Annotated in this window: 27 protein-coding genes; 15 read left to right on the top strand and 12 right to left on the bottom strand. The window is 67.8% G+C overall.

Annotation, left to right across the window (positions count from 1 at the left end):
• Positions 1-49: 49 nt before the first annotated feature.
• The 3 genes from RS84_RS15805 to RS84_RS15795 all read right to left on the bottom strand — a co-directional run bounded on the left by RS84_RS15805 (position 50) and on the right by RS84_RS15795 (position 2,383).
• Positions 50-1,114, bottom strand: coding sequence for a DUF4349 domain-containing protein (locus RS84_RS15805; protein WP_045258722.1), 1,065 nt, complete (start codon positions 1,112-1,114; stop codon positions 50-52).
• Positions 1,111-1,668, bottom strand: coding sequence for an RNA polymerase sigma factor (locus tag RS84_RS15800; RefSeq protein WP_045258721.1), 558 nt, complete (start codon positions 1,666-1,668; stop codon positions 1,111-1,113). Before RS84_RS15800 ends, RS84_RS15805 begins: the two co-directional genes overlap by 4 nt.
• A gap of 61 nt (positions 1,669-1,729) precedes the next feature.
• The gene (locus RS84_RS15795; RefSeq protein ID WP_082062225.1) at positions 1,730-2,383 is read right to left on the bottom strand and encodes a TIGR00645 family protein; all 654 of its coding nucleotides are present in this window, start codon (positions 2,381-2,383) and stop codon (positions 1,730-1,732) included.
• A 181-nt stretch (positions 2,384-2,564) separates the two neighbouring features.
• On the opposite strand from RS84_RS15795, the gene RS84_RS15790 reads away from it, so the two are divergent.
• Complete coding sequence (locus RS84_RS15790; RefSeq protein WP_045258720.1) at positions 2,565-3,566, top strand: TerC family protein; 1,002 nt, start codon at positions 2,565-2,567, stop codon at positions 3,564-3,566.
• A gap of 25 nt (positions 3,567-3,591) precedes the next feature.
• Here the strand turns inward: RS84_RS15790 and RS84_RS15785 are convergent, their stop codons facing one another.
• Complete coding sequence (locus RS84_RS15785) at positions 3,592-4,905, bottom strand: LLM class flavin-dependent oxidoreductase (RefSeq protein WP_045258719.1); 1,314 nt, start codon at positions 4,903-4,905, stop codon at positions 3,592-3,594.
• The gene (locus RS84_RS15780) at positions 4,902-6,200 is read right to left on the bottom strand and encodes an O-acetylhomoserine aminocarboxypropyltransferase/cysteine synthase family protein (protein ID WP_045258718.1); all 1,299 of its coding nucleotides are present in this window, start codon (positions 6,198-6,200) and stop codon (positions 4,902-4,904) included. Before RS84_RS15780 ends, RS84_RS15785 begins: the two co-directional genes overlap by 4 nt.
• Before the next feature lie 187 nt (positions 6,201-6,387).
• Here RS84_RS15780 and leuC point away from each other — a divergent pair, with 187 nt between their 5' ends.
• The 6 genes from leuC to RS84_RS15750 all read left to right on the top strand — a co-directional run bounded on the left by leuC (position 6,388) and on the right by RS84_RS15750 (position 12,741).
• Positions 6,388-7,833 (top strand): 3-isopropylmalate dehydratase large subunit, encoded by a 1,446-nt coding sequence (leuC, locus tag RS84_RS15775; RefSeq protein ID WP_045258717.1) that lies wholly within the window; start codon positions 6,388-6,390, stop codon positions 7,831-7,833.
• Between the two features lie 2 nt (positions 7,834-7,835).
• A complete protein-coding gene (leuD, locus tag RS84_RS15770; protein ID WP_045258716.1) occupies positions 7,836-8,432 on the top strand; it encodes a 3-isopropylmalate dehydratase small subunit in 597 nt (198 codons plus the stop codon).
• A 69-nt stretch (positions 8,433-8,501) separates the two neighbouring features.
• Positions 8,502-9,866, top strand: a complete 1,365-nt coding sequence (murA, locus tag RS84_RS15765) for a UDP-N-acetylglucosamine 1-carboxyvinyltransferase (protein WP_045258715.1) — start codon at positions 8,502-8,504, stop codon at positions 9,864-9,866.
• Between the two features lie 5 nt (positions 9,867-9,871).
• Positions 9,872-10,630, top strand: coding sequence for a lysophospholipid acyltransferase family protein (locus RS84_RS15760; protein WP_045258714.1), 759 nt, complete (start codon positions 9,872-9,874; stop codon positions 10,628-10,630).
• Entirely contained in the window at positions 10,620-11,750 is a 1,131-nt protein-coding gene (locus RS84_RS15755; RefSeq protein WP_045258713.1) for an NAD(P)H-dependent glycerol-3-phosphate dehydrogenase, read from the top strand. Before RS84_RS15760 ends, RS84_RS15755 begins: the two co-directional genes overlap by 11 nt.
• Complete coding sequence (locus RS84_RS15750) at positions 11,656-12,741, top strand: D-alanine--D-alanine ligase family protein (protein ID WP_045258712.1); 1,086 nt, start codon at positions 11,656-11,658, stop codon at positions 12,739-12,741. Before RS84_RS15755 ends, RS84_RS15750 begins: the two co-directional genes overlap by 95 nt.
• A gap of 9 nt (positions 12,742-12,750) precedes the next feature.
• On the opposite strand, the gene RS84_RS15745 is transcribed toward RS84_RS15750, so the two are convergent.
• The gene (locus RS84_RS15745; protein ID WP_052676401.1) at positions 12,751-12,969 is read right to left on the bottom strand and encodes a PLDc N-terminal domain-containing protein; all 219 of its coding nucleotides are present in this window, start codon (positions 12,967-12,969) and stop codon (positions 12,751-12,753) included.
• Positions 12,969-13,439: a DUF3515 family protein gene (locus tag RS84_RS15740; protein ID WP_045258710.1), complete on the bottom strand. Its 471-nt coding sequence runs from the start codon at positions 13,437-13,439 to the stop codon at positions 12,969-12,971. The genes RS84_RS15745 and RS84_RS15740 overlap by 1 nt, the downstream gene beginning before the upstream one ends.
• A gap of 23 nt (positions 13,440-13,462) precedes the next feature.
• Between RS84_RS15740 and thiL the strand changes: the two genes are divergently transcribed.
• Positions 13,463-14,458, top strand: a complete 996-nt coding sequence (gene thiL, locus RS84_RS15735) for a thiamine-phosphate kinase (protein ID WP_045258709.1) — start codon at positions 13,463-13,465, stop codon at positions 14,456-14,458.
• Here the strand turns inward: thiL and rsmD are convergent.
• A complete protein-coding gene (gene rsmD / locus RS84_RS15730) occupies positions 14,428-15,012 on the bottom strand; it encodes a 16S rRNA (guanine(966)-N(2))-methyltransferase RsmD (RefSeq protein ID WP_045258708.1) in 585 nt (194 codons plus the stop codon). The two genes, thiL and rsmD, sit on opposite strands and share 31 nt — an antisense overlap.
• A 51-nt stretch (positions 15,013-15,063) precedes the next feature.
• On the opposite strand from rsmD, the gene RS84_RS15725 reads away from it, so the two are divergent.
• Genes RS84_RS15725 through mutM form a run of 6 tightly spaced genes read left to right on the top strand, consistent with a single transcriptional unit; the run spans position 15,064 to position 20,150 of the window.
• On the top strand, positions 15,064-17,232 hold the full coding sequence (locus tag RS84_RS15725) for an ATP-dependent DNA helicase RecG (RefSeq protein ID WP_045258707.1): 2,169 nt from the start codon (positions 15,064-15,066) through the stop codon (positions 17,230-17,232).
• A 52-nt stretch (positions 17,233-17,284) separates the two neighbouring features.
• Positions 17,285-17,782: a pantetheine-phosphate adenylyltransferase gene (gene coaD / locus RS84_RS15720; RefSeq protein ID WP_045258706.1), complete on the top strand. Its 498-nt coding sequence runs from the start codon at positions 17,285-17,287 to the stop codon at positions 17,780-17,782.
• Between the two features lie 51 nt (positions 17,783-17,833).
• A complete protein-coding gene (locus RS84_RS15715; protein ID WP_045258705.1) occupies positions 17,834-18,382 on the top strand; it encodes a YceD family protein in 549 nt (182 codons plus the stop codon).
• A gap of 2 nt (positions 18,383-18,384) precedes the next feature.
• Positions 18,385-18,594 carry a 50S ribosomal protein L32 gene (gene rpmF, locus RS84_RS15710; RefSeq protein ID WP_017830754.1) on the top strand — a complete coding sequence of 70 codons (210 nt, stop codon included), beginning with the start codon at positions 18,385-18,387 and terminating at the stop codon, positions 18,592-18,594.
• A gap of 7 nt (positions 18,595-18,601) precedes the next feature.
• Entirely contained in the window at positions 18,602-19,294 is a 693-nt protein-coding gene (gene rnc / locus RS84_RS15705; RefSeq protein WP_045258704.1) for a ribonuclease III, read from the top strand.
• Complete coding sequence (mutM, locus tag RS84_RS15700; protein ID WP_045258703.1) at positions 19,287-20,150, top strand: bifunctional DNA-formamidopyrimidine glycosylase/DNA-(apurinic or apyrimidinic site) lyase; 864 nt, start codon at positions 19,287-19,289, stop codon at positions 20,148-20,150. Before rnc ends, mutM begins: the two co-directional genes overlap by 8 nt.
• Before the next feature lie 13 nt (positions 20,151-20,163).
• On the opposite strand, the gene RS84_RS15695 is transcribed toward mutM, so the two are convergent.
• Positions 20,164-20,502, bottom strand: coding sequence for a carboxymuconolactone decarboxylase family protein (locus tag RS84_RS15695; RefSeq protein ID WP_045258702.1), 339 nt, complete (start codon positions 20,500-20,502; stop codon positions 20,164-20,166).
• Between the two features lie 140 nt (positions 20,503-20,642).
• Between RS84_RS15695 and RS84_RS15690 the strand changes: the two genes are divergently transcribed.
• Entirely contained in the window at positions 20,643-21,218 is a 576-nt protein-coding gene (locus RS84_RS15690) for a cupin domain-containing protein (RefSeq protein ID WP_082062224.1), read from the top strand.
• Here RS84_RS15690 and RS84_RS15685 read toward each other — a convergent pair.
• From RS84_RS15685 to RS84_RS15675, 3 genes are read right to left on the bottom strand one after another with little or no spacing between them, the layout of a single operon-like run.
• Positions 21,207-21,680, bottom strand: coding sequence for a hypothetical protein (locus RS84_RS15685; protein ID WP_045258701.1), 474 nt, complete (start codon positions 21,678-21,680; stop codon positions 21,207-21,209). The two genes, RS84_RS15690 and RS84_RS15685, sit on opposite strands and share 12 nt — an antisense overlap.
• 33 nt (positions 21,681-21,713) lie before the next feature.
• A complete protein-coding gene (locus tag RS84_RS15680) occupies positions 21,714-23,036 on the bottom strand; it encodes a hypothetical protein (protein ID WP_045258700.1) in 1,323 nt (440 codons plus the stop codon).
• Complete coding sequence (locus RS84_RS15675) at positions 23,033-23,728, bottom strand: ABC transporter ATP-binding protein (protein ID WP_045258699.1); 696 nt, start codon at positions 23,726-23,728, stop codon at positions 23,033-23,035. The genes RS84_RS15680 and RS84_RS15675 overlap by 4 nt, the downstream gene beginning before the upstream one ends.
• Positions 23,729-23,782 lie beyond the last annotated feature (54 nt).

Genomic DNA, 23,782 nt, shown 5'->3' with positions numbered 1-23,782 from the left:
GCCGCCCCGACGGATCGGGGGCGGCTCTTCGGATGGTGGACGGGGATCTTCAGCCCTCGGACGCGGCCTTCGGTTCGCGGCGGCGACGGCGCGCTCGGCGGATCAGCCACACGATGAGCACGATGAGCCCGGCGACTGCGAGCCAGGGGATGACGAACCCGAGCGCGATCACGAGGGCGTTCAGCGAGATGATGAGGCCCTTCCAGCCGGCGGAGAGGCCGTCGCCGAACCCGGCGGGATCGGCGCTCGGCGCTGCGGGGCTCGTCAGCTGCACCTGCAGAGTCGACATGGCGACCTGATCCTCCAGTGCTTTCAGCTGCTGCTGGTACGACTCCAGCTCCGCCTGGCGATCGCTCAGCGCGGTCTCGGCCTCGATGAGCTCGGACACGGTCGCCGACTGCGACATGAGTTCGGTCAGACGCTGAACCGACGCGGTCAGTGAGTCGACACGAGCCTTCAGATCGATCGACGTCGCCGTCACATCCTGCTTCGACACGGAGCTCGACAGCACCTTGCCGGAATCTGCCAGCTCGTCGATCACGGTGGTCAGGTCAGCGGAGGGAACGCGGATGCTGATCCAGCCGTATCCGCCGTCCGTCTGCGTGCTGTCGCCGTCGTCATACACGAAGGCGCTCTTTCCGATGTCGGTGCTTTCGGTGTAACCGCCGTGGGCCTCGGCGAGTGCCGTGATCTCGGCGACGGCGTCTGCCACGTCTTTCACCTCGACCGAGGCATCGGCTGTCGCGATGATCTCGCGGCTTGCGCCGGACTCCGTGCTCTGCAGAGAGGAGTCGGGTACCGCACCTGGCGCGCTGTCCGAACTCACGCCGCTCGTGTCGACGGCCGAGCCGTCGACCGGGGCACCGCCCACGGCGGTGTACGAACCGGAGTTCTCGACGCTCGACAGGATCGGCGGCGTCACGAGCACGCCGACGATGAAGGCTGCCGCGATCCCGGCGCCGGTCAGCCAGCCGCGGCGGCGCGCTCGCGCACGTTCGACGACCCGCGTCGGAGGGCGCTCGCTCGCGATCTCGTCGAAGACGGCCGACTCGATCCTGGCGATCGCGTCGTCCGACAGCTCGGGCAGCTCTGGGGTGGTGGTCTTCTCGGTCATGCCTCGCTCGCTTCCTTCACGGCACCGCGCAAGCGGGTGCGCACTCGAGAGAGACGATTCCGGACGACCGCGTGACTGATGCCGAGCTCTTCGGCGGCCGCCTGATACGCGTAACCCTCGGCGGCGCACAGCCGGAAGATCTCGCGATCGAGGCTGTTCAGCGTGCCGACCTCGGCGGCGATCCGCTCGGCCAGAGCCGCCGTGATCACCTGCTCCTCGACGCTGACCGTCGACGGGATCGTCTCGTCCGCGGCGTCCGCCGTGTTCGCCTGATCGCGCCGGCGCTGCCGTAGTCGGTTCGCGGCCTGGAAACGGCAGATCGTGGCCAGCCACGGCAGGATCGACTCGCCCTGCAGCTCGAATCCGCGCAGCTTGCGCCACGCCGCGACGAACGTCTCCTGGGTCACGTCCTCGGCGTCTGGGGCGGATCCCAGGATGCCGTGGGCGATCCAGTAGACCGGGCGGACATGTGCGCGGTACAGCTCGCGGAAGGCGCCCTCGTCACCTGCCGCGGCCCTGGCCGCCCACTTCTGATCACTCGTCTGTGCGGGCATCGTTCTTCCGTTCGGTGTCTCTCACCCGGAAAGTGTCGGCTGACGACTGATCGTCTCAGATTCAGTGGGCAGCGTCGTGGGCGGCCTTCGCCGTGCTCTGGGACATCTTGTCGATCCAGGCGAGGGCGAGGGCCGAGACGATGAAGACCATGTGGATCACGACCTGCCAGAGGACGCCGGTCGGGGTGTAGTTGCCCAGACCATCCACCTCGGCCTCGGTGACGCCGTTCGCGTCCATATTCCCCACGGCGATGAATGTCTTGAGCAGGTGGATCGACGAGATGCCGATGATCGCCATCGCGAGCTTGACCTTGAGCACGTTGGCGTTGACGTGTGAGAGCCATTCAGGCTGGTCAGGGTGGCCGTCGGTGTTGATGCGCGAGACGAAGGTCTCGTAGCCGCCGATGATCACCATGATCAGGAGGTTCGCGATCATGACGACATCGATGAGGCCGAGCACCGAGAGCATGATCGTGGCTTCTTCGATGTGGGTGACATCACCGAACACGTCCTCGGCGATCAGGTGCCACAGCTCCACCATGAAGACCACGACGTAGACGAGCTGCGCGACGATCAGGCCGATGTAGAGCGGGGCCTGCAGCCAGCGGCTGACGAAGATGAGCGAGGCGATGGAGCGGGCCCAGGGGTTCTGTGGCTGGGCTTCGAGAGGGGCGGTGCCGTGATCGGCGCTGTCAGTATGCGAAGTCGGTGTCACGCGACCATTTCACCATGTCGGCCAGGCTCCGGTAGCATTGGGGGAGCGAGAGGGAGTATCCCGGATCCGCGCGTAACGTCATCACGAGCATCGACTGAGCTGCTCCGGGCGCGCGACGCACATTGTGCGGGGGAGAGACTTTCGGTTCGTTTCCGACCCTCCCGAAAGGTGCTGCGCACCCGTGAACATCCCTGTCTGGTTCGAGATCGGCGCTCTCGTCGTCCTCGTGCTCATCCTCATCGGCGACCTCCTGCTCGCCAAGTTCCGCCCGCACATCCCGTCGACGAAGGAGTCCACTCTCTGGGTGGTGTTCTACGTCGCTCTTGCGCTGATCTTCGCGGGTCTGCTCTATCTGTTCGCCGGCGGTCAGTACGCAGGCGAGTTCCTCACCGGATGGGCGCTCGAATACAGCCTGTCGATCGACAACCTGTTCGTCTTCGTGCTGATCATGGCGCAGTTCGCAGTGCCCCGCCGCCTGCAGCAGATGGTGCTGATGGTCGGCATCATCATCGCCCTCGTGCTCCGCGGCATCTTCATCCTGCTCGGCGTCGCGATCATCGAGAACTTCTCGCCGGTGTTCTACATCTTCGGCGCATTCCTGATCTGGACCGCGATCAAGCAGGCCATGCCCGAGGGCGATCACGACGAGGAGGTCAAGCGCGAGAACTTCATCGTGCGCCTGCTCCGTCGCCGCATCGACATCAGTGACGAGTACGACGGCAACAAGCTGCGCACCGTGGTCGACGGCAAGAAGATCTGGACGCCCATGCTCATCGTGTTCGTCGCGATCGGCGTGACCGACCTGATGTTCGCGATCGACTCGATCCCCGCGATCTTCAGCATCACGCACAACAGCTTCCTGGTGTTCACGGCGAACATCTTCGCCCTGATGGGCCTCCGGCAGCTGTACTTCCTCCTCGGCGACCTGCTCGACAAGCTGCGGTACCTCCACTACGGCATCGCGGTCATCCTCGGATTCATCGGCATCAAACTGGTGCTGCACGCGATGCACGTCAACGAGCTCCCGTTCATCAACGGCGGACACCACATCGACTGGGCGCCGGACATCCCCATCTGGCTGTCGCTGACCGTGATCGTCGTGGCGATGGTCGGCGCGACCGCGGCCAGCCTGATCGCCTCCTCGCGCGAGAAGCGCGCCGAGAAGGCGTCGATCAGCGAGTAACCACGGAGCGGGCGGACCTGCGCGATCAGAACGCGCGCAGGTTCGCCTGCAGCCCGCCGTCCACGTACTCGCGACGCAGTATGCCACGCCGTCTCAGCACGGGGACGAGCTCGTCGAGCGTGCGGTGCAGCGTCACAGGATGGAAGTCGCCCCACAGCAGAACGCCGTCGTTGCCCCAGTCGCCGAGTTCGTCGATCAGATCGGCGAACTCCTCGGCCGTGCCGACGAAGCCCGACCGATCAGCGATCCGGCCCGCCCGTGCCAGCGCCGTGAGGTGCGCGCGCAGAGGCGCGTCGTCGCCGCGGTCGCCGATCAGACGCTGAATGCTCCCGCGGGACACATGCGCGCCGAAGACCGACGGATCGAGCGGCTTGTCGAGGTCGAGCGAGGTCAGATCCGTCTCGAGATCGCTGGACTGCTTACGAGCGATCTGCACGAGTGCCGCGTCATCGGGATGGGCGGATGCCGCGACGATCCGGTCTGCGTCCTCCGCCGAAGCCGTGATCACGGGCTGGATCGCGAACAGGATCTTGATGTCGGCGGCAGAGCGGCCTGCGGCGACGGCCGCATCGTGGATCTTGGCGCGGTAGTCCCGCACCGACCTCTCGTTCAGCGGGGCGAGCGCGAGCTGCACATCGGAGTTCGCCCCCGCGAAGCCGAGTCCGCGTCCTGAGCCGCCAGGGGAGACGATGGCCGGTTCGCCGTGAGGGAACGGGATTGCATTCAACGGCCCGTCGAACGCGAAGTACTCGCCCCGGTGCTGCACGGCGCGCAGTTTCGAGCCGTCGGCGTAGACGTCGGTCGCGCGGTCGGCCACGAGGGCGCCATGATCCCAGCTGCGCCATAGCAACCGGATGCCGTCCAGCCATTCCTCGGCGCGGTCGTATGCCTCATCGTGCCCGAGCGGGGCAGCGGCGGAGAAGTGCCGCGCGCTTCCGGTGTCGGTCACGACGTTGAGACCGAGGCGATGAGCGCTGAGGTGCTGGAGCGTCGCGAACTGCCGGGCCGCCGTGTACGGCACGTACGCGGCGGGATTCACAGTCGGGACCACGCCCAGGTGCCGCGTCGCCTGGAACAGATAGGGAGCCAGCAGCATCGGGTCGTGCTTGGGCCCGCCGAATGCGTGCCGCACGCGCAGGTCGATCGTCTCGGGCGATCCGAGAGAGGGGGCGTCCTCGATGATGACGAGGTCGAATCCGGCCTGCTCCAGGGTCCGTGCGGCATCCTGGTAGATCTCGGGCCTGGTCCAGTCGTAGTCCCAGTCGAGCGAAGGATAGCCCCAGCCCTGCGGGCCGAACCCACGGGCGAGGAACCAGCCGAAGTGCTGCTGCCGGGTCATGTCACGACCAGCTCAGGGACCGCGGCGAGCACGCGCGAGAGGTCGCCGATGAGATCGGCGACGTCCTCGATGCCGATCGACACGCGGAGCGTGCCGGGGCGGATGCCGAGGGTCTCGCGCTCGGCGTCGGAACGGAGCGCATGGCTGGTCGTCGCCGGATGCAGCACGAGGGAGCGGACATCGCCGATGTGGGTCATGTGCGTGAACACCTCCACGTTCTCGATCGCATGGCGCGCGGCGTCGAGTCCGCCGTGCAGCGTGAAGGTGAAGATCGAGCCGTGTCCGCCGCTCAGGTAGCGCTGGGCGAGCGAATGATCCCGATGGCTCTCGAGGCCTGCGTAGTCGACGCTCTCCACACCCTCTTGCGCCTCGAGCCAGCGCGCGATCTCGAGAGCGTTGCGCGACTGCCTCTCCACCCTCAGACCCAGCGTCTCTGCGCCCTGACCGATCAGGAAGGCGTTGAGCGGCGATGGCGTCGTGCCGAACCGCGGCGCCACGGCCTCCCGCGCATACGCGATGCGGGCGCTGCCGCCATGACGGGCCGCGACGCTCGCCACTCCGCCGCGACCAGGGAGCACGAGGTGGGGCGCATTGTGGCCCGCCTTCTCGGCGTCGAAACGGCCGTTGTCGACGATGACCCCGCCGAGGACGGAGCCGTGGCCGGCGAGGAACTTCGAGGCGGAGTGCACGACGATCGATGCGCCGTGCTCGAGTGGGCGCAGGAGGAACGGCGTGGCCAGCGTGTTGTCGACGATGAGGGGGATCGCGAACTCGTCGCCGACCGAGCTCACAGCGGCGATGTCGAGGATGTCGTTGCGGGCATTCGCGATCGACTCGGCGAACAGCGCGCGCGTGTTCGGCTGGATCGCTGCGCGCCAGGCATCCGGGTCGCCGATGTCGTCGATGAAGGTCGTTTCGATTCCGAGCCTCGAGAGGTTGTCGAGGAGGAGGCCGCGGGTGCCCTCATAGATATGCGTCGACGAGACGATGTGGTCGCCGGCTCCCGCGACGGTGAGCAGCGCGACGGCGACGGCTGCCTGACCACTCGCGACGAGCACGGCATCCGCTCCCGATTCCAACGCGGCGAGCTGCTGTTCGACTGTGCGCACCGTAGGATTGCCCGTTCGGGTGTACCCGAATCCCTCACCGGTGCCGAAGTGGTTCGCCGCGTGGTCGAAGTCGTCGAACTCGAAGCCGGCCGTGAGGTAGATCGGGGTCGCGCGTGACGACGCTGCCAGTCGGCTGCGGCCCGCATGCAGGGCGCGGGTGGCGAAGCTGTGGGCGGCGACGGTCATGGCGAAACCTCTCGATGATGCGGGTGTCGACAGCGTGTCATGGCGTGCGGAAGCGCAGTGAACCGGTGGTAACCTGACGTCATGCGGATCGTGCTCCTTCTTAGCGGCCGCGACGAGACCTCGTTCTGAGCCCCTCCTCGTCGCGGAGTCCACTGTGGGCCGAACCGCCAGCTTCAGGAGACATTCGATGAACACCCCCGCAGCAGCATCCGCTCGCGCACGCACCCTGGCAGAGAAGGTCTGGGACGATCACCTCGTCGTCAAGGGCGAGAACGGCGAGCCGGACCTCATCTACATCGATCTGCACCTCGTGCACGAGGTCACGAGTCCTCAGGCCTTCGACGGTCTGCGCGCTGAGGGGCGTCCGCTGCGACGGCTCGACCTGACGATCGCCACCGAGGACCACAACACGCCGACGTGGGAGATCGACAAGCCGATCGCCGACCTCACCAGTCGCACCCAGATCGACACGCTGCGGCGCAACGCGGAGGAGTTCGGCGTCCGTCTGCATTCGCTGGGCGACGCCGAACAGGGGATCGTGCATGTCGTGGGCCCGCAGCTGGGTCTGACGATGCCCGGCATCACCGTCGTGTGCGGCGACTCTCACACCTCGACTCACGGCGCGTTCGGCGCCATGGCCTTCGGAATCGGGACCAGCGAGGTCGAGCACGTCATGGCCACGCAGACGCTGCCGCTCAAGCCGTTCAAGACCATGGCGATTAACGTCGAGGGCACCCTGCGTCCGGGCGTGACGGCCAAGGACATCATTCTGGCGGTGATCGCGAAGATCGGCACCGGCGGCGGGCAGGGATACGTCCTGGAATACCGAGGCAGTGCCATCCGTGCGCTGTCGATGGAAGGCCGGATGACGATCTGCAACATGTCGATCGAGGCGGGCGCTCGCGCCGGCATGGTCGCGCCCGACGAGACGACTTTCGCGTACGTCCAGGGCAAGCCGCACGCGCCGAAGGGCAAGGACTGGGAGGATGCCGTCGCCTACTGGCGCACGCTTCCCACCGATGAGGGCGCCGTGTTCGACGCAGAGGTGTTCATCGACGCCGACGAGCTCGAGCCCTTCGTCACCTGGGGCACGAACCCCGGTCAGGGAAGCTCGCTGTCGGCATCCGTTCCGAACCCTGCCGACATCGTCGATCCGAACGAGCGCGCCGCCGCAGAGCGCGCACTGGAGTACATGGCTCTGACCCCGGGCACGCCCCTCAAGGAGGTGCCGGTCGACGCGGTCTTCATGGGCTCCTGCACCAACAGCCGCATCGAGGACCTTCGCGCCTTCGCCTCGATCATCGAGGGCAAGAAGAAGGCCGACGGCGTACGCGTGATGGTCGTCCCCGGGTCCGCGCGGGTGCGGCTGGAGGCCGAAGCCGAGGGACTCGACAAGATCATCAAGGACTTCGGCGCCGAGTGGCGCTTCGCCGGATGCTCGATGTGCCTCGGCATGAACCCCGACCAGCTCGCGCCGGGGGAGCGCTGCGCCTCGACGTCGAACCGGAACTTCGAGGGACGTCAGGGCAAGGGCGGTCGCACGCATCTGGTGTCGCCGCTGGTCGCAGCGGCGACCGCGATCCGCGGCACCCTGTCCAGCCCGAGCGACCTGAACGAGACGGTGGAGGCCTGATCATGGAGAAGTTCACCACGCACACCGGCATCGCGGCTCCGCTGAAGCGCTCCAACGTCGACACCGACCAGATCATCCCCGCGGTGTTCCTGAAGCGCGTGACCAAGACCGGCTTCGACGACGCGCTGTTCCACGCCTGGCGGCAGGATCCCGAGTTCGTGCTCAACCAGGCGCCGTTCCAAGGCGCGTCGGTGCTGGTCGCAGGCTCCGACTTCGGCACCGGGTCGAGCCGTGAGCACGCGGTGTGGGCGCTGCGCGACTTCGGGTTCAAGGTCGTGCTGAGCCCGCGGTTCGCTGACATCTTCCGGGGCAACTCGGGCAAGCAGGGGCTGCTCGCCGCGACCATCTCCGAGGCGGATCTCGAGCGCATCTGGGCCGAGATCGACCGGAATCCCGGGGCGCAGATCACCGTGAACCTCGAGGAGCGCAGCGCGTCGATCGGCGGCATCCAGGCCGACATCGGGATCGACGATTACACTAGATGGCGGCTCCTCGAAGGGCTCGATGACATCGGGCTCACGCTGCGCAACGAAGACAAGATCGCGCAGTTCGAGGCTCGACGCGAGTCGTGGCGGCCTCGAACCCTCCCCGTTCAGTGACACGGAAGGGGGCGGGCGAGCCAGGGGCAAACCCGCCCCCGTATCCTGTGGAATGAAGTGAGGCTCCGAATGACGACACCCGTGCGCGATGCTCTTCCGGACGGAGTCCCCTCCCTCACCGGAGACGTCCTCGCGATTCGCGGAGGGCGCCCGCTGCGCGGCCGCGTCGACGTGAAGGGCGCGAAGAACCTGGCCACCAAGGCCATGGTCGCCACTCTCCTCGGCGAGACAGCGAGCACGCTTCGCGACGTTCCGGATCTGAGCGACGTCGCCGTGGTGCGGTCTCTGCTCGAGGTTCACGGAGTCCAGGTGAATTCGGGCGACGAGCCCGGTTCGCTGATCTTCGACCCGAGCGGCGTGGAGTCGGCCCATTTCGAGGAGATCGATGCGCACGCCGGCGCCTCGCGCATCCCGATCCTGTTCTGCGGTCCGCTCCTGCATCGCCTGGGCCAGGCCTTCATCCCCGACCTCGGCGGATGCCGTATCGGCGACCGTCCGATCGACTTCCATCTCGACGCGCTGCGCAAGTTCGGTGCTGTCGTCGAGAAGCTTCCGAGCGGCATCCGCCTGTCCGCGCCGCAGCGACTGCACGGTGCGAACATCCATCTCCCGTACCCGAGCGTGGGCGCGACCGAGCAGGTCCTGCTCACCGCGGTGCGCGCCGAGGGCACGACGGAGCTGCGCAACGCGGCCATCGAGCCCGAGATCATGGACCTCATCGCCGTGCTGCAGAAGATGGGCGCGATCATCTCCTACGAGCCGAACCGCGTCATCCTGATCGAGGGCGTCGAAAAGCTCCGCGGCTACGATCACCGCTCGATCTTCGACCGCAACGAGGCGGCATCCTGGGCGTCGGCCGCGCTCGCGACCGACGGCGAGATCTTCGTCGGCGGTGCGAAGCAGCAGGAGATGCTGACCTTCCTCAACGTGTTCCGCAAGGCAGGCGGCTGGTTCGACATCCAGGAGGACGGCATCCTCTTCCGCCGCGACGGCGAGATCAAGCCCGTCGTGGTCGAGACAGACGTGCACCCCGGATTCATGACCGACTGGCAGCAGCCGCTGGTCGTCGCGCTCACGCAGGCCCACGGCCGCTCGGTGGTGCACGAGACGGTGTACGAGAACCGGATGGGATTCACCGACGCGCTCGTGAAGATGGGCGCCGACATCGTCGTGCACCCCCACGGCCTGCAGGACGGCCCTCGTCGCGTCCCGCGGCGCGAGCTCGAGCAGGCAGCGGTCATCACCGGCCCCACGCCTCTGCACGCCGCGGACATCGTGGTGCCCGATCTGCGCGGCGGCTACAGCCACGTGATCGCAGCGCTCACCGCGACCGGCGAGTCGAAGGTGTCGGGTGTCGACATCCTCAGCCGCGGTTACGAGAAGTTCCTCGCCAAGCTCGACGCCCTGGGCGCCGACTTCGACGTCATCCGGTGACGCGGATGCCTGCATCGAGGTCTCCGGAGAAGCGGCGGCCAAGTCTGTTCTGGCCGCTCGCTGCGATCGTCGTGCCGCTCATGGGGCTGATCGCCAGGATCCGCATCACCGGGGCCGAGAAGCTCCCGCGGGAGGGCGCGTTCGTTCTTGCCCCGAATCACTATTCGGAGCTCGATCCGATCATCGTCGCGGTCGCCGTATGGCGAATCGGTCGCGCGCCGCGGTTCATGGCCAAGGAGAGCCTGTTCAAGATCCCGGTCGTGGGATGGATCCTGCGCAAGACCGGCATGATCCCCGTGGCACGCTCTTCGTCGGCATCCGCGGCGAAGCAGACCATGAAGCAGTCGGCCGAGCTCGTCGAGCACGGTCGCGGCGTGATCGTGTACCCCGAGGGCACGCTGACACGCGACCCCGATCTGTGGCCCATGCGCGGCAAGTCGGGCGCGGTCCGTCTGGCGCTGGCCGACGGGATTCCGCTGATCCCGATGGCGCAGTGGGGCACGCAGGCGATCATGGGGCGGTATCAGAAGGGGCTCAGCCTCTGGCCGCTGCGCAAGCCGATCACGGTCGTGATCGGTGATCCTGTCGACGTCTCCGATCTGCGCGAGCGTGCCGGAGAGCAGGCGGCGCTCAACGAGGCGACGACGCGGCTGATGAACGCGATCACCGCCCTGCTCGAGGAGATCCGCGACGAGAAGGCTCCGGCTGAGCGCTGGAACCCGGCGTCGCACGGTCAGAAGGAGACCGGACGCCTTGACTCCTAAGAAGCCGGTTGCCGGCCCCCGCGTCGCCGTCATCGGCGCGGGCAGCTGGGGGACGACCTTCGGCAAGATCCTCGCCGACGGCGGTGCGCACGTCACGATGTGGGCGCGCCGCGCGGAGCTCGCGCACGAGATCAACGAGGCCAAGCGGAACTCGCGATACCTGCCGGGCATCAACCTGCCTCGGACGATGGCGGCGACGCACGAGCTCGCCACAGCACTGCACGGCGTCGACCAGGTGTACCTGTCGGTCCCGAGCCAGTCGCTGCGCGAGAACCTCAAGGCGCTGCGCCCTCTCCTCGCCGAGAACGACGCCAAGATCGTCAGCCTGATGAAGGGCGTGGAGCGGGGAACCGGACTGCGCATGAGCCAGGTCATCGAGCAGGAGCTGCAGTGCGATCCCGATCGCATCGCTGTCGCATCGGGTCCGAACCTCGCGCTGGAGATCGCTCGGGAACAGCCCACTGCTGCCGTGATCTCGTCGCGGAGCCTGGAGACCGCCGAGACGATCGCGCGTGCAGCGCGCAACAGCTACTTCCGCACCTTCGTGAACACCGACGTGATCGGCACCGAGTTCGGCGGTGTTCTCAAGAACCTGATCGCGGTCGCGATCGGCATCGTCGACGGCGTCGGCTACGGAGAGAACACGAAGGCGTCGATCATCACCCGCGGGCTTGTGGAGATGACCGACTTCGCAGTGGCGAACGGGGCGCATCCCGAGACCCTGCAGGGGCTCGCGGGGCTCGGCGACCTGATCGCGACCTGCCAGTCTCCACTGAGCCGCAACAACACGGCCGGGCGCCTGCTCGGCCAGGGGTACAGCTTCCAGGACGTCGTGAAGCAGATGCAGCAGACGGCCGAGGGACTCGCGTCCGTTGCGCCGATCCTGCAGCTCGCGCGCGAGTCGGAGGTGGACATGCCCATCGTCGAACAGGTGAAGATGGTGCTCGACGGGAAGATGAACCCGCGCGACATCGCACCCCACCTGACGACGGACGACGACACCCCTCAGGGGGAGAGGACCAACTATGGACAAGCAGACGGTGGTGGTCCTCTTCGGCGGGCGCTCCAGCGAGCATTCGATCAGTTCCGCGACGGCGGGCGGGGTCCTCGGCGCGATTGACCGCGACCGCTACGCCGTGATCCCTGTCGGGATCACAAGGGAGGGCGCTTTCGTCCTCGAGGACGACGAGCCGGCGAAGTTCCCGCTCGACGCGGCGCACCTTCCCGAGGTGATCGACAACGGCAGCCGCATCCTCTGGCCCGAGCCCGGCGGTGACCGCACTCTTCGGGTCGTGCGTGCCGACGGTGCTCTGGAGGGCCTCGGCGAGATCGACATCGTGCTCCCGATCCTGCATGGGACGCACGGCGAGGACGGCACGATCCAGGGCTATTTCGACACACTCGAGGTCCCGTACGCTGGCGGCGGAGTGCTCGACTCGGCGCTGTGCATGGACAAGCACTTCATGAAGGTGGCTCTGCAGGCCTCGGGCATCCAGGTCGCACCCTGGGTGACGGTGCGCGCTCGGCAGTGGGAAGCGGATGCCGCAGGCGTGCGCGCCGCGGCCGAAGGGCTCGGGCAGCTTCCGCTGTTCGTGAAGCCGGCGCGTGCGGGCTCGAGCGTGGGCGTATCGAAGGTCTCGGACTTCTCCGAGCTCGACGCTGCGCTCGCTCTCGCTTTCGCCGAAGACGACAAGGTCCTCATCGAGATCGGCGTCTCGGGCCGCGAGATCGAGGTCGCCGTTCTCGAAGGCGCGGATGGTGTGCGTGCATCGCTTCCGGGCGAGATCGTGCTCACCTCGCGCGGCTTCTACGACTTCGAGGGCAAGTACCTGGGCGGGGACGGGGTCGACGTCGTGTGCCCCGCGGAGCTCACGGAGGCCGAGGTCGCGGCGATACAGGAGGTCGGCGTCCGCTCGTTCGAGGCGGTCGACGGTCGAGGTCTCGCACGCGTGGACATGTTCCTCACGGCATCCGGCGAACTCGTCGTCAACGAGCTCAACACCATGCCCGGCTTCACTCCGATCTCGATGTTCCCGAAGTGCTGGGTCGCGTCCGGGCTCAGCTACGGCGACCTGATCTCAGAGCTGATCGAGGCCGGCCTGCGCCGCTGAGACGACCGGCTACGGGCGCAGGGCTTCGGCTCTGCGCCCGTACACGAACCAGGCGGTCGCGCCGAGCAGGGGCAGCAGGATCAGGAGCAGGAACCAGGCCAGGAATCTGAGCCCGTTCAGCGTCCGCGTCCGCAGCATCGAGACGAATGCTGCAATCGACCAGGCGAGCATTCCCGCCGCCAGGACGCTCCAGAAGACGTCGTACGCGGTGGGGATCAGCGGGTTCATCATTCGATCCGATCGGTGCACTTCGCGGACGCCGGCTGAAGCCCTGACTGGATGCTGGTCGACAGCGTCTCCACGATCGAGCGGAAGTCGATGTCGGATCCGCGTTTGATGATCACCTCGATCGCGGGGTCGCGTCCGTAGGACACGAGCCGCTGACGCTCGTCCTCCTGAGCGAGGACGAGCCAGTCGACACCGCCGATGGTCTGGCACACGAGATCCGAGGGTGCGGGCACGTCGACGCCGCACCTGAGGACGACGGTCGGGTCGCCCCAGGCCCCCGTCGCCTGAGCATCCGTCCACACGCGATCGAGATCGCCGATCGCGTCGGGCAGCAGCACCGAGACGTCAGCGCAGGCGGGATTGTCCGCGTCTTCCGCGGCATCGACATGAATCGTCGTCGAGCATCCGGCCAGGGCGCCGAGAAGGATCAGGGCTCCCGCCGCGGCGGTGAGACGACGAGAACGGGGCATGCTTCCAGGCTACCTTTGACAGCATGCCCTCCCGACCCGACGCCGATGATCCCCGCCTCCGCGACCTCTCCGAAGGAGAGATCCTGCAGGCGATCCTGAGTCGCACCGCCCAGGCGACGCACACCATCATCGGCCCCGGCGACGACGCCGCCGTGATCGCGGCGCCTTCGGGCACCGTGGTGGCGACGACCGACACTCTTGTGCACGGCCCCGACTTCCGGCTGGCGTGGTCCGGCGGCTACGACCTGGGGTGGAAGTCCGCTGCCGTCAACCTGGCCGATGTCGCCGCGATGGGCGCTCGCCCGACTGCCCTGCTCGTCGCTCTCGCCGTGCCGCGCGATCTGCGGCTGTCGTTCGTCGAGAGCCTCGCCGACGGATTCCGCGAGGCCTGCGCGGCGCTCGCGCCCGGATGCGCGGTGGTCGGCGGCGATCTGACCGTGTCCGACGTGCTGACGGTTGCGGTCACTGCCCTGGGCGATCTGGAGGGACGCGCCGCCGTCACGCGATCCGGCGCGCGCCCGGGAGACGCGATCGCGGTCGCGGGCGAGCTCGGACTCGCCGCGCACGGCCTCGCCGTGCTGTTCGGACGCTTCCGCGACGGCGAGACGCCGGTTCCCGTGGAGCCGACACAGCTCGCGGCGGGCGAGCGCGCGGCGGTCGCCGCGCAGCTGCGCCCGTCGCCGCCGATCGGGCTGGGCCCGTTCGCGGCCGTCGCCGGGGCGACCGCGATGATGGACGTCTCCGACGGACTCGCGCTCGACGCGCGGCGCATGGCCGCGGCATCCGGCATCACCATCGCACTGAACGGAGCCGCTCTCGGCGTAGATCCGGCGCGTGCGCTGGCCGGGGGAGAGGACCACGCTCTGCTGGCGGCGTTCCCGCCCGGCATCGTGCCCGCGGGGTTCCGCGTGATCGGCGAAGCCCGCCAGGCGGGTGTCGAGGCGCTGCTGTGCGACGACGCACCCGTCGACGTCTCCGGATGGGACCCCTACCGCGACTGGGATTCGACGGCGGGCTGAGGCTCCGCCCACCACAGGGTGGTGTCGCCGTAGGCCTTGTCACGCAGCAGCCGCATGCCGGCGGCGGCGAAGTCCGGAGGGGTGGCGCGCTTCGCGCGCTCGACGACCACGATCGCGTCGGCGGAGAGCAGCGGGGCGAGAGCGACCAGATCGGCCGTCATCGCGTCGTCGGCGATGTCGTAGGGAGGGTCGGAGAACACCAGATCGAACGTGCCGGCCGCTCGAAGCAGGAACGGATGCACCGCGCTCTCGTGCACGCGTCCGATCGCGATCCCGCCGGCCTTCGCCACCGTCGCGGCGTTGCGGCGCACGATCGCCGCCGCCTGCCTGCCCTTCTCGACCAGATCCACGCTCGCGGCTCCGCGGCTGAGCGATTCGAGGCCCAGGGCGCCGGAACCCGCGTACAGATCGAGGACGCGAGCGCCGGCGAGAGCGTCGGCCGATTCGAGGGCTCCGAAGAGTGATTCGCGTACGCGGTCACTGGTCGGGCGGGTGCCCGTGCTCGGCACCTCGAGACGCGCCCCTCGTGCTCTGCCTGCGATGATCCTGGTCACCTGTTCACGATATCGGCAGGCGACGTCGGCGCCTGTCCCTAGACTCGGATCATGCCGCTCTCGCTCGACTCGACTCTCGCCGAGGCGCTCGGCGCGACCGTCGCGAAGTCGCTCACGCGCGCGTTCGGCATGGAGACGGTGGGCGATCTGCTCTCGCACTATCCCCGCCGCTATGCCGATCCCGCTGAGCTCACGCCTATCCGCGAGCTCCCGGTCGGAGAGAACGTCACGATCGTGGCCGAGGTCCTGACGTCGAGTGCCCGTGCGATGCGCAATCGCCGCGGCGCGATGGTGGAGGTGATCATCGGAGACGGCATCGGCAAGATGTCGCTCACGTTCTTCGCCAAGAGCCTCGATCAGGCCAAGTGGCGGGCGGATCAGCTCGCCGTCGGCCGACGCGGGATCTTCTCCGGCAAGGTGGGCGAGTTCAACGGCGTCACGCAGTTCTCGCACCCTGAGTACGAGCTGTTCGACGATGAAGACGAGGCCCGGCGCCGAGCCGATGCCCGCGCGACGGTGCCGATCCCGATCTACCCGGCGACGGCGAGCCTGGCATCGATGCAGATCGCGAGGCTCATCGGCCGGGTTCTTGATGATCTCGGAACGCTGCCCGAGCCTTTGCCAGACGACGTCCGGCGCAGGGAGGAGCTGCTCACCGCGCACCAGGCGCTCGAGCAGATCCATCGCCCCAAGACCCGGACCGACATCGATCCCGCCGTGCGGACCCTGCGCATGCACGAGGCGCTGACCCTGCAGACCGCGCTGCTGCAGCAGCGCGACGCCGTGCGGGCGCTGTCGGCCACCGCGCGGCCCGCACACCCGGGCGGCCTGCTCGAGCGCTTCGATGCGGCGCTGCCCTACACGCTGACCGACGACCAGCACACCGTGGGCGCGCAGATCGCGAAGGACCTCGTCGGTGCCTGGCCGATGAATCGGCTCGTGCAGGGCGAGGTCGGATCCGGCAAGACACTCGTCGCCCTCAGGGCGATGCTGCAGGTCGCCGAGTCCGGAGGTCAGGCCGCACTGATCGCTCCGACCGAGGTGCTGGCCGGCCAGCACCTGCGCTCGATCGCCAAGATGCTCGGACCGGAGCTCTCGCCACTGGTGATGCCCACGCTCCTCACCGGCCAGATGCCCGCGGCCGACCGTCGTAAGGCTGCGCTGCGCGTGGCATCCGGTCAGGCGCTCATCGTGGTCGGAACCCACGCGCTCCTGGGAGAGAAGACGACGTTCGCCGACCTCGGACTGGTCGTGGTCGACGAGCAGCACCGCTTCGGCGTCGAGCAGCGCGAGGCGCTGCGCGCCAAGGGCTCCAGTCCGCACGCGCTCGTCCTCACTGCCACGCCCATCCCGCGCACCGTGGCCATGACCGTGTTCGGCGACCTCGACACGTCCGTGATCCGCACGATGCCGGCAGGGCGCGCGGGGATCCAGTCCTTCGTCGCCCCTCTCGCCGAGCATCCCGGCTGGTGGCAGCGGGTGTGGCAGCGCGCATCCGAGGAGATCGCCCAGGGGCGGCAGGTGTTCGCGGTGTGCGCGGCGATCGACACCACGAAGAAGACCGGAGAGGCAGGCGCGCTTCCTGCTCAGGAAGGTGCGAACGGACCTCGGTGGGGCGTGGTGCAGCTCGACGAGGCGCTGTCCACGCACCCCACGCTCGGCGGCCTTCGCCGAGCAGTGCTGCACGGCAAGATGCCGTCGGACGAGAAGGACGCCGTCATGCAGGCGTTCGCGCGGGGCGAGATCGATCTCCTGCTGGCCACGACCGTGATCGAGGTCGGCGTCGATGTGCCGAACGCGTCGACCATGATCGTCCTTGATGCCGACCGCTTCGGCGTCTCGCAGCTGCATCAGCTACGAGGACGCGTCGGCCGAGGGGGAGTGCCGGGCCTGTGCCTGCTCGTCACCGAGGCGGAGGAGGGCTCGGTGGCGCGAGAGCGGGTGGATGCCGTCGCCGCAACTCTCGACGGCTTCCAGCTGGCCGAGGTCGACCTCGAGCTGCGCGGAGAGGGCGACGTTCTCGGGTCTGTGCAGGCCGGCGTCCGCTCGTCTCTGCGGCTTCTGCGCGTGGTCAAGGACTCCCGCCTCATCGTGCGTGCGCGTGAGCTGGCCGAGGTCATCCTGTCCTCCGACCCGGCTCTCGCCGCTCATCCGGGACTCCGGGAGGCGATCGAGCGCCGGGTGAGCGATGAGGACCGCGCGGCGCTGGCCAAGAACTGACGTGCCCTAGGCTGGGAGGCATGCGGTGCAGTGAGCGACCGAAGGAGTCGATGTGAGCAGCCGGATCGCGGTCGTCCCAGGTTCCTTCGACCCGCCGACTCTCGGCCATCTCGATGTCATCCGCCGAGCAGCGAAGCTCTACGACGAGCTGCACGTGCTGGTGGTGCACAACCCCGGCAAGGAGGCGATGCTGCCGATCTCTCAGCGCCTCGCTCTTCTCGAGAAGTCGATCGCCGAGGACGGCATGGGCGGCAACATCGTCATCGGTTCATGGAGCATGGGCCTTCTGGTCGACTATGCGCGCGATGTGAACGCCGGCGTGCTCGTGAAGGGCATCCGCTCGCAGATCGACGTCGCCTACGAGTCGCCGATGGCGATCGTCAACCGGCACCTCGCCGATATCGAGACGGTCTTCCTGCTGCCTGATCCCTCGCACGCCATGGTGTCCAGCTCGCTCGTGCGCCAGGTGGCCGGACTCGGGGGCGACGTGTCGCCGTTCGTCCCGCCCGCTGTCGCGGCGTTCCTCGACACCGGCGCCCGAGGCATCTGACTCGGGACCCGTCCAGGCGGGAGCGGGTAGCATTGCGGGGTGCGTTCCCGTATGAATGGTCCTTTCGTCCTGCCCGTCCGCGACATCGTCCGACGCCCGGGCGAGATGCGTGAGCACGAGTTCACGGTCACCCTCTCCGAGCAGTGGGGCGAGGGAATCGTCTCTCTCGCCGAGGGATCCGAGCTCGATCTCGACGTGCGTCTGGAGTCGGTTCACGAGGGCATCCTCGTGTCCGGAACAGCCGACGGAGAGTACTCAGGAGAGTGCGGTCGATGCCTCACACCCATCACTCGGCCTGTCGAAGTCGAGTTCCAGGAGCTTTTCGCGTATCCTGGTGAGGAAGAAACTGACTTCGAGGTTCAAGACGACCACGTGGATCTTGAAACTCTGGTCAGGGATGCGGCCGTGTTGTCGCTTCCTTTTCAGCCGGTGTGTCAGCCGGACTGCCTGGGGCTCGACCCGAGAACCGGCGAGAAGCTGACCGTGAGCACCGGAACGGAGCAGGAAGCTCCCATCGATCCTCGATGGAGTGCGCTCCAGCAGATCACAGACCAAGACGGTACGGCAGAGAGCCGTGCCGCCGAGAAAGAAGAGAGCTAGTCATGGCTGGTAACCCCCCGAAGCGCAAGGTTTCCCGTTCCAACACCCGTTCGCGTCGCGCGCAGTGGAAGGCGGCTCCCGTCGCACTCGTGAAGACGATCGAGAACGGTCAGGTCGTCTACAGCCGTCCGCACCAGGCGAAGGTCGTCACCGACTCGCAGGGCACCGAGCTCTTCCTCGAGTACAAGGGCCGCAAGGTCGCCGACGTCTGAGTCGCTCGTGACTGACGTCACAACCGGCGAAGAGACTCTCTCGCAGAAGCTCCGTGTCGATATCGACGCGGAGCTTCTGGAGTTGGCGCTGACCCACCGCTCGTACGCGTACGAGCACGGCGGGATCCCGCACAACGAACGCCTGGAGTTCCTCGGCGATTCCGTGCTCGGGCAGGCTGTGACCGTGATGCTTTTCACGACGCACCCCGAGCTCGATGAGGGTTCCCTCGCGAAGCGGCGCGCGAGCGTCGTGTCGACGGTCGCTCTGGCCGAGGTGGCGCGAGGGATCGGCCTCGGCGAGCATCTGCTGCTTGGTCGTGGTGAAGAGCAGACCGGTGGTCGTGACAAGGACTCGATTCTCGCCGACACGATGGAAGCCGTCATCGGTGCGACCTACATGTCGGCAGGGCCGGAGGCTGCGACCGATCTCGTGCTGAGGCTCACCAAGCCGCTGCTCGCCGATCCCGAACGCTATGGCGCCGCGATGGACCCGAAGACCAGCCTGCAGGAGCTTGCCGCTCGCTCGGGTGCGACGCCCCCGGAGTATGCGGTCGAGGCGAGCGGTCCCGACCACGATCGCCGATTCGTCGCGACCGTGACCGTCGGCGACGTCACGATGACAGGCAACGGCACCAGCAAGAAGACCGCCGAGATGGCGGCAGCGCTGAACGCCTGGCGCGTGCTCAACGCACGTGCCTGAGCTCCCCGAGGTCGAGGTCGTCCGAGCGGGACTCGCTCCCGCCGCCATCGGCTCTCTGGTCACCGCGGTCAGCGTGTTCGACGAGCGCGCTCTGACCCGGCATCCGCTCGGAGCGCTCGACTTCGCCTCGCGCCTCGAGAACCGCACGATCACTGGAGCAGAGCGCCGCGGCAAGTTCCTCTGGCTTCCCCTGGAGGGCGGCGAGGAGGCGCTGATCGCCCATCTCGGCATGAGCGGCCAGATGCTGCTGCGCGCACCGGATGCCGTCGCCGAACGACACGAGCGGATCCGCATCCATCTCGAGCATCCGACCCACGGCGAACTCGCTGTGGTGTTCTCCGACCAGCGCACCTTCGGATCGCTCGCAGTCGATCGCCTGGTGTCTGACGGCCCGTCATCGATCCCGTCGCAGGTCGCCCACATCGCGCGCGATCCGATCGACCCGGCCTTCGATGATGCGGGCTTCCGGCTCGCCCTCGCCAAGCGGGGCAGCGCGATCAAACGCGTGCTCCTCGATCAAGGCGTGATCAGCGGGGTCGGCAACATCTACGCCGACGAGTCGCTGTGGGCGGCGCGCATCCATCCCGAGACTCCTGCGTCAGCGCTGTCGACGCAGGCCGTTCGCCGGCTGCTCACGGAGATCCGCAGCGTGCTCGCCAAGGCGCTGGCAGAGGGCGGAACGAGCTTCGACGCGCAATACGTGAATGTGAACGGACAGGCGGGCTACTTCGCGCACTCGCTCAACGCCTACGGGCGCCACGGAGAGCCGTGCAGTCGATGCGGGCGGTCCATCGTCCGCGCCGCATTCATGAACCGCTCCTCGCACTACTGCCCCCGCTGCCAGCGGAGACCGTGACGTCAGGGAGGGCTCAGTCCGCCTGCTCGACGATGTTCTTCAGCACAGCGGTCGCTCCCATGCCGTTAGGCCAACCCGCATAGAAGGCGAGATGGAGCAGTGCCTCCGTGAGCTCCTCATCGGTGACTCCGTTCTGGCGTGCGTAGCCGAGGTGGAACTGCAGCTGTTCCATCTTGCCCATCGCAGTGAGGGCCGCCACCGTGATCAGGCTGCGGTCTCGCTTGGAGAGCCCCTCGCGCTCCCACACCTCGTCGAACAGCACGCGGTCCGTGTAGTGGACCATCCCCGGTGCGAAATCGCCGAACGCGTTCTTCCCACCGGACCAGCCCGTGCTCTGCCCGTCTGTGCTCATGTCTGCTCCTGTCCGGCGCGTGTGCGGCATGCGCCCATCGTCCATCCAACCCCGCCCGCGCGCATCGTGGGAGGCTCTCTCGAGGGGTGTACTGACAGGGACTGTTTCACACGAGGGGGAGGGGGCGTAGCGTCGAAGGCATGACCTCAGGAAACACCGAATTCCCGCAGATCTTCCCCCTCGGCGAGCGGAATGACGCGTTCGCGCAGTACTTCGTCGGGCAGAGCTATCTGGCTCCGCTCGCATCAGGGAGCGTGCCGGTGAGCAACGTCAGCTTCGAGCCGGGATGCCGCAACAACTGGCACATCCACCACGGTGCGGACGGCGGCGGCGACCAGATCCTTCTGTGCACGGCCGGATCGGGCTGGTACCAGGCCGAGGGAGAGGACCCGATCAGCGTGGAGCCCGGAACGGTCATCCGAGTTCCGGCCGGCACCAAGCACTGGCACGGCGCGAAGGCCGACACCTGGTTCTCGCACGTCGCTTTCATCACGCCGGGTGCAGGCGTCAGCAACGAATGGCTCGAGCCTGTCGCCGAGGAATACTACGCCGCCCTCCCGACGGACGAAGAGAACGGGGTACACCATGAGCGTCCTCGGCGAGGCCGGCTTCGAGATCTCCTCGGAAGACACGGAGCTGCGGCTCCTGCGCGACCTGGATCACGGCGAGAACAGCGCCTTCCCCGGCTGCAGCGCGGAGTGACGTCAGCCCGCTGACGGGTGCTCGCCCTTGATGACGAAGTACGAGCCGCGGATCTCGCCGGCCAGCTTCGACCGCTGCCGCGCGAACTTGAACGCCGCCAGCTCCTCGGGGACGTCCATGCCGAGGGAGAGCTTGAAACCGACGGCGCGCTTCCCGCCGGCCTCGATCGTGTACATCACGTTGATCGCGAGACCGGAGGCGTAGAAGACGTAGCCGAAGCGGATGCCGTCGGCTTCGAAGCCGCTCACCTCGAGCGCCGGGCTCGAGATCACGATTCCTCGCTCCTCACGGAGGATGTCTGTCACCCACTGCAGCGTCTTCGGGTCCTCCTCAGGGGTGCTTACGGTGAAGGCGATCCCGTACTTGTTGGTGATGTAGCGCGCCTCGTTCGCTCGAAGACCCGCCAGCGCCTCCACGACTGGCGAGGACTCGACTCCGGCGGTGGAGACGTTCCCGAAATCGACGACTGTGCTCATGCGACCATCTTGTCAGCCGCGCGGCTCTCGCGGTCACACGGCATGGAACGACCGCGACAGCACCGGTCTCGTCATCCGCGTGCTCACCCAGACCACAGAGATCCCCGTCGCGACGACGAGCGCGATGGTCAGCAGAGAGACGGGGGCCACGACGAGAGCGATGCCCAGCAGCGGGAAGACGAGGATGCCGGCGCAGAGTGCCGATCCGAGCGAGGTGAGCAGCAGGGGAGCCATGATCGCGCGAGTGCGCGCCCGGTCGACTGTCTGCAGCGGGACTCCAAGGTGATGGAGACTGCGATGCAGGTCACGCGAGTCGAGGATCGCCGAGGCCTGGTTCACACCGACGGATGCCGCCACCATGAGGAACGACGCCACCAGTGTGATGATCAATCCTGTGCGCATGTCGTCGGCGACGGCGAGATCGGCTGCCTCGGCGCCTTCCGCACCCAGCACGCCGATCAGAGAGACTCCCGTCCCGGCGAAGACGGCCATGAAGCTCGCCATCGAGATGCCGCCGACCTGGCGCCATGCGGCCTTCGGATCGTCCAGGACCACTCGCGCCGAGAGCAGCCTCTCCGGCACCTGAGCCCGGCGCAGCCATCCGCGGGCGCTCACCTTCAGCGACCAGGGGCCCACGAGGTTCAGCACAGCCAGCCCAGCGGCGAACAGCAGAGCGATCACCACGATCGTCGTGACCAGCCCTGCGATGCGCGGGACGAGCTGGGCCAACGCGAAGGCGATCGCGATCGCACCCGCACCGATCACGAAGCGGATCCAGTGCGCACCTGTCGCTGTCGTGCGCATGCGCACACCGAGCGGGGAGATCACGACGCGGCGGAGACCGACCGCGGCGCTCAGCGCGGCGAGGATCACGACGCCTCCGACGACGGCGAGAACGTGCAGGGGCGAAAGCAGCACGCCGTGCCAGCCCAGCGCTTCGCCGCGGAACGGGATGAGCCCGATGAGCGGGCTGATGAGCAGATATCCGGCCACGCCCGCCGCCGCACCGGCCGCGGCCAGCAACACGGATTCGGTGACCGTTGCGACGCCGACGCCGAGGGGAGTCACGCCGAGTAGTCGCAGCGTCGAGAGCCGCTCGTCCCTGCGCCGTGCGGCCAGTCTGGCGGCCGCACCGCCGAGGCTCATGAGCGGCACGAGCAGGAGCGCGAGTGCGATCGCGGCGAGCGCCTGATACAGCGGTGCGTAGTCGTCGCTCCATCCCCAGAAGCTCTGGGCGCCGCCGATCACCGTGAGCACGAGTGTCGTCACGACGCCGAAGGCGATCAGCGGGAGTGCGATGAGCCCGCCCTGGCCGGGAGACGGGCGCAGCAGCATCACCAGGACGCGGACGTTCATGCGTCCACCGCCGTCGGAACGACGAGTCCGTCGCGCACCGCGATGGTCCGAGAGCAGCGCGCAGCCACCTCCGGGTCGTGCGTGACGACGACGAGCGTGCGTCCCTGCCCTGTGGTCGACCAGAGCAGCGCGTCCATCACCTCCCGCGATGTCTGCGAATCCAGCGCGCCGGTGGGTTCGTCGGCGAACACGAGTTCAGCCCCGGTGGCCTGCGCACGGGCGATCGCGACCCGCTGCGCCTGTCCGCCGGAGAGCTCGCCGATGCGGCGATCCTCCATGCCGGCGAGACCGAGAGCGCCCAGCCAGGACGCTGCATGCTGCACGGCATCCGCTCTCTTCACGCCGTTGATCATCGAGGCGAGCGCGACATTCTCGACTGCGGTGAGCTCGGGGATGAGCAGCCCCTGCTGGAACACGAAGCCGAGGCGCTCTCGGCGCAGTCGCGACCTGGCGGATTCGCTCATGCCGGTCAGCTCCATCGCGCCGCCTGCTGCGGGCTGGAAGGTCACGGAACCGGTGTCGGGCGTGATGATGCCCGCCAGTACATGCAGGAGCGTCGTCTTGCCGGAACCGGATGCTCCCATGATGGCGACCGATTCGCCGCGCGAGATCGCGAGGTCGACTCCGGCGAGCGCGCGGGTGGAGCCATAGGTCTTTGTCAGGGCGTGTGCGGCGAGGACGGGACTGTTCATGATTCCACTCTCGCCGCACGCGCTGTTCGGATCGTCGGCCCGCGGGCTGATCCG

It is taken from the genome of Microbacterium hydrocarbonoxydans (assembly GCF_000956475.1).
Taxonomy (GTDB): Bacteria; Actinomycetota; Actinomycetes; order Actinomycetales; family Microbacteriaceae; genus Microbacterium; species Microbacterium hydrocarbonoxydans_A.
This window is presented reverse-complemented; position numbering and strand designations above follow the sequence as displayed.